General features: G+C 68.3%; 2 protein-coding genes. Both read right to left on the bottom strand.

Features of this window, described 5'->3' with window-relative positions; all coding sequences use genetic code 11:
* Positions 1-1,805: type I polyketide synthase (locus VGH54_RS28075; protein WP_331515418.1), on the bottom strand; the 1,805-nt coding region annotated here is incomplete at its 3' end.
* A gap of 224 nt (positions 1,806-2,029) precedes the next feature.
* The coding region (locus VGH54_RS28070; RefSeq protein ID WP_331515417.1) for an SDR family NAD(P)-dependent oxidoreductase at positions 2,030-5,036 on the bottom strand (3,007 nt) is incomplete at its 5' end.

Here is a 5,036-nt window from a genome sequence, read left to right as displayed (position 1 = left end):
GAAAAACCCACCTGCGCCACAAAATCCGGCTCCAACTCGGCCACCGCCGCAGCAAAAGCCGGCTCATCGGCCAACAACTGCCGACCCATCCCCGCCCACTGCGAACCCTGACCCGAATACAAAAACACCGTGCCCGAACCGCGGGGAGCCTCGCGCGGGCCGACAACGCCCGGCGTCGGCTGGCCGGCGGCCAGCGCCCGCAGTCCAGCCACTAGCTCGGTGCGGTCGCGCGCGGAGACCGTGGCCAGTTTGTTGTGGCGACTGCGGTAAAGGTTGACGGTGTGCGCGATGTCGGCCAGCGACACATCGGCACCCTGGCCCGCCATCCAATCGGCCAGTGCCGTCGCCCACGACGCGATCCGCTGCTCGCTCTTGCCGGAGATGGTCAGCGTCGTCACCGGTGACGCCGAATCGGCAGCGGCGGCCGGTACCGGGTCCGGGCCCTGCTCGATCACGACGTGTGCGTTCGTCCCGCCGATGCCGAACGACGATATGGCAGCCCGGCGCGGGCCTTCCTCTGCCGGCCACGGGCTGAGCTCGGTGGGAACGAACAGCCGGGTGGGCGACGGGTCGATTGCCGGATTCCATTGCACGAAGTTGAGATTGGGCGGTATCTGCGCCCGCTGCACAGATAACGCGGCCTTGATGAAGCCGGCGATGCCGGCCGCGGCCTCAAGGTGGCCGAAGTTGGATTTCACTGCGCCCAGGGCACATTGGCTCTCGCCGCGGCCGTATTGGTCGGCCAATGCTTCGAACTCGATCGGGTCACCCAGCCCGGTGCCGGTGCCGTGTGCCTCGATGTAGTTCACCGAGGCGGCGGTCACGTCGGCGCTGCGCAGTGCATTCCTGATGACGTCTTGTTGCGCAATGGTGTTGGGCGCGGTCAGGCCGTTGGACCGGCCGTCCTGGTTGACCGCGGAACCCCGCACGACGGCCAGCACGCGGTCCCCGTCGCGCACGGCGTCGGTGAGCCGCTTGAGCACCACGACACCGCAACCCTCGCCGCGGACGAATCCGTCGGCGCGGGAGTCGAAGGAGTAGCACCGGCCGTTCGGGGACAGCATTCCCCACTTGGCCATCGCGATCTGAGTTTCCGGCCGCAGGATGAGGCTGACCCCGCCGGCCAGGGCCAGGTCGCTCTCGCGCAGCCGCAGGCTCTGACAGGCCAGATGAATCGTCACCAGCGACGACGAACACGCGGAGTCGATCGCCACCGCCGGACCCCGCAGCCCGAGCAGGTACGCGATGCGCCCGACGGCGACGGCGTGGGCATTGCCGGTTGCCGAGTAGGCGTCGATGCTGTCCGGGTCGGCCGCCGAAATCGTTTGGTACTCGCCGTAATACACGCCCATCATGACGGCGGCGCGCACACCCGACAGTTCGTCTGTCGCGATCCCCGCGTGTTCGAGCGCCTCGTAGGCCACCTCGAGCATCAGCCGCTGCTGGGGGTCCATGGCTTCGGCTTCACGCGGGGAGATCCCGAAGTAGTCGGCGTCGAAGCCGGCCACGTCGGGCAGGAACCCACCCCACTTGGACGACATCCGGCCGGGCGCAAACTGATCCGGGTCGTAGTAGTCGTCGGCATTCCAACGATCAGCCGGGATCTCACTGATGCCGTCGCCGCTGTTCGCCAGGAAGTTCCAGTAGCCCTCCGGGCCCACCGCGCCGCCCGGGAAACGGCAGCCCATACCGACCACCGCGATCGGCTCGGCGGTGGCGATCCGTGCGGCCTTGTCGAACTGCTGCGTCAGCGCGTCCCGCTTGTCGCCGGACATCGCCGAAACTCTGTCGTAAATCGTCGCCATCAGTACGGCCCGAGGGGACCGGCGGCTTCAGCCGCCGGGGAAATGGGGACCTCCGCCGCGTGGCAGCGGATTCTGTCGTTCCTCACTGCTACCGTCCTTATCAGGGTCGGACTGGCCCGTCGTGCGGCGTCGATAGACGCACCGCAGAGAAGGATCTGAGGCTGAGTGAAGGTCATGAAGCTGCTGGCTTCAGCCATCAGAGATGTCACCAGAAGATACCGCTCTCACTCACTGCCCGCCGAAGCCGACTCCACGCTGTCAAACAATTCATCCAGCACACCGCTCGCCGAGGCGGCCGCTGAATCGGCGGTATCTTCCTCCGGCGTGTCCGGAGGTGCAAGCAGACCCGCCACGTACACCGCCAACGAGGAGATCGTCGGGTGGTTGAACAACATGTTCGCCGACACGTCCAGGCCGACCAGCTTCTTGGTCTCCTTGAGCACCGTCATGGCCATCATCGAGTCCAGGCCCAGTTCGGGGAACGGCGCATCGAGGTTGATCGCCGAGGGCGACATCCTCAGCTCGCGCCCCAAGATGGCCTGCAACCTGGTCTGCAGTTCGGTGAGCCGGTCCTCGGTGGACAGCGTCGACCAGTCCGGGGCCGCGGCCACCGGCGCGCCCGCGTGATCGGCCGTCGCCGGGTGCTCGGTGCTCGTGACTCCGACGGTGGCGTCGAATTCTGAGACGACCGTGCCGAAGTAGTCGAGGTCGCGGAAATCCGGAGTGGCCGCGACCGCGCGGTCGAGCCGCAGCCGTCCCACACCCACCCGGTTGAGCGGCCCTCCGACCAGATTCTGCAGCGCCTCGATGCCTTCGTCGGGCGTGATCGGGTCGAGCACGCTGTAGGTCAACGCCCGGCTCATGCCGACGTCCGACCACTGGCCCCAGTTGATCGCGGTGGCGGGCAACCCGGACGCGCGTCGCCACGTCATCAGCGCATCGAGCCAGGCGTTCCCGGTGGCGTAGGCCAGTTGGCCCGGCAAGCCGAGCAGCGTGGCCATCGAGGAGAAGCCGACCCACCAGTCCAGCTCGCGGTTGGTAGTCGCCGCGTTCAGTCGCAGCGCGCCGGCCACCTTGGGCGTCCAGACCCGCTGCATTCCTTCCCGGGTCAGCGCGGTCACCAGGCCGTCGCCGGTCACACCGGCGCCGTGCACGAGTCCGCGCAGCGGTCGTCCCGTCTCTTCGGCCGCAGCCACCAACCGCTCGGCCACCCCGGGGCTTGCGATGTCGCCGGCCACGAAGACAACCTCGGTGCCGTCGCCCAGGGCGTCCAGGTCATTGCGTTGCGCTTCGGAGGGTTCACTGCGGCCGTTGAGCACAATCCGACCCGCGCCACGCTCGACCAGCCAGCGGGTGACGACGGTGCCCAGGCCTCCGAGACCGCCGGTGACGATGTAGGAGCCATCGGCGCGAACCACCGCTTCGTGGTGGCCGCCGTCCAGCGTCGCCCGCACCAGCCGCTCGACGTAGCGACCGTCCTCGCGCAGCGCGACCACGTCGTCGCCGGTCGATGCCGCCAACTCATTCGTCAGCGCAGCGACGAGGTCACCGGCGCCGCCCAGATCGAGCAGGGTGGCGCCGAGATCCGGCTCGCCGGCCAGCACGCGGGCCGCTTCGCCGGGGAACCTCCAGTTGCGGATGAGGCCTTTGAGCGCGCCGATCGCCGGGTCGCCCGGCTCGTTGTCGCGAACCGACAGTCCGTCGCGGGTGACCAGCCACAACCGCGGCGACTTGCCCTTCCAGCCGTCGACGGCCGCGTGAGCGGCGGCCGAGATCTGCACGATCAAGTCTTGTGAACGGCTCAGCGCGGCATCGATGTCGGCGCCGTCGAACGGGCGCTTCGCCAGCAGCACGACGATGCCCACCGGCGGGAACTGCGAATCGCCTCCGATGGCGGCGAAGGCTTCGGCCACTGCGGACTCGTCCGCCAACGACGCGCTGATCACTCGCCGAACCGGCGACGTCAACCGCGTCGTGAGCTCCGCTGCGAGTGCCGTTGTCTCCGAATCAGATTCGGCCACCACCACCCAGGTACCCTCTGCCACCGCATCGCCCCGCGGCGCCGGGTTCTGCACCCATGCGGCGTCGAAGATCTTCTGCTCCAACGGCAGCGGCACACTGGCCAGATCCACCGGCTTCAGCTCGATGCCGGTCAGCTCCGCGATCGTGGCCCCGGTGTCATCGGTGAGAACGATGCGGCCCCGGTGTCCGTCCTGCCCCTGCTCGACCAGTTCGGTGTGGCTACGTGCCCGGCCGCGGATCGGGCCGAACACCCGGATCGTCTCCACCGAAACCGCTTGATACGACGCCTCGTCTGACTCCCCTTGGATGGCGGCGGCCAGTTGCCGCAATGCCGCGTCGAGCAGCACCGGGTGGATGCGGTACTCGGGGTGGTCGGCGACCTCGTCGGGCAGCACGACCTCGGTGCCCTCACCGTCCTGCTTGCCGGCCGGCGCGTCGACCACGTCGACGTCGGCCACCGCATACCGCGACCAGCTGCCGCCGGCCGAGCGGGCTTGGATCTCAACGCGATTCGCGTCGTGACCTTGCGACAGCTGTGTCGTCACGCGGGTCTGAGCGTCCAGGATCAGCGGCCGCTCGATCTCCAGCGCTGTGACGACGGATGCGCCGAGTGCCTGGCCGGCTGCGGCCAACGCCATCTCGGCGAAGCCGGCCGCCGAGAGGGCCGCCCGGCCCCCAATCGTGTGATCGGCTAACCATGGCAACGCCTCGACACCGATGTCGGTCTGCCAGACATGCTCATCACCGGATGGCATCTCGACGTGTGCGCCGAGTAGCGGGTGGACGTTGGTCAGCCGTTGTCCGGCCGCCTTCTTCTCGACCCAGTAGCTGGCGTGCAGCCACGGCGACGCGGGTATGTCGAGGCGGCGCCGACCCTCGGTGTCCTGGGCCGTCACGCCGAGCGTGGCGAGTTGCTCGTGGACAGAAAGTGTTTCGTCGTCGCCACGCTTCATCGCCGCGGTGACGTTGAAGCGATCGCGCGACGACACCGAGGCCAGCGTCTCGCCGATGCCATGGGTGAGCAGGGGGTGGGGGCTGACTTCGACGAAGGTGGTGTGATTTTCGGCAGCCTTCGCGACGGCTTGGCTGAATCGCACCGGGTTGCGCAGGTTGACCACCCAGTAGTCGGCGTCGAACGTCGCTGCCGCACCGCCGGATTGGCCGACCGTGCTGATCAACGGGATCCGCGGCGTCATCGGCTTCACATCG

This window comes from Mycobacterium sp. (assembly GCF_036488105.1).
Taxonomy (GTDB): Bacteria; Actinomycetota; Actinomycetes; order Mycobacteriales; family Mycobacteriaceae; genus Mycobacterium.
This window is presented reverse-complemented; position numbering and strand designations above follow the sequence as displayed.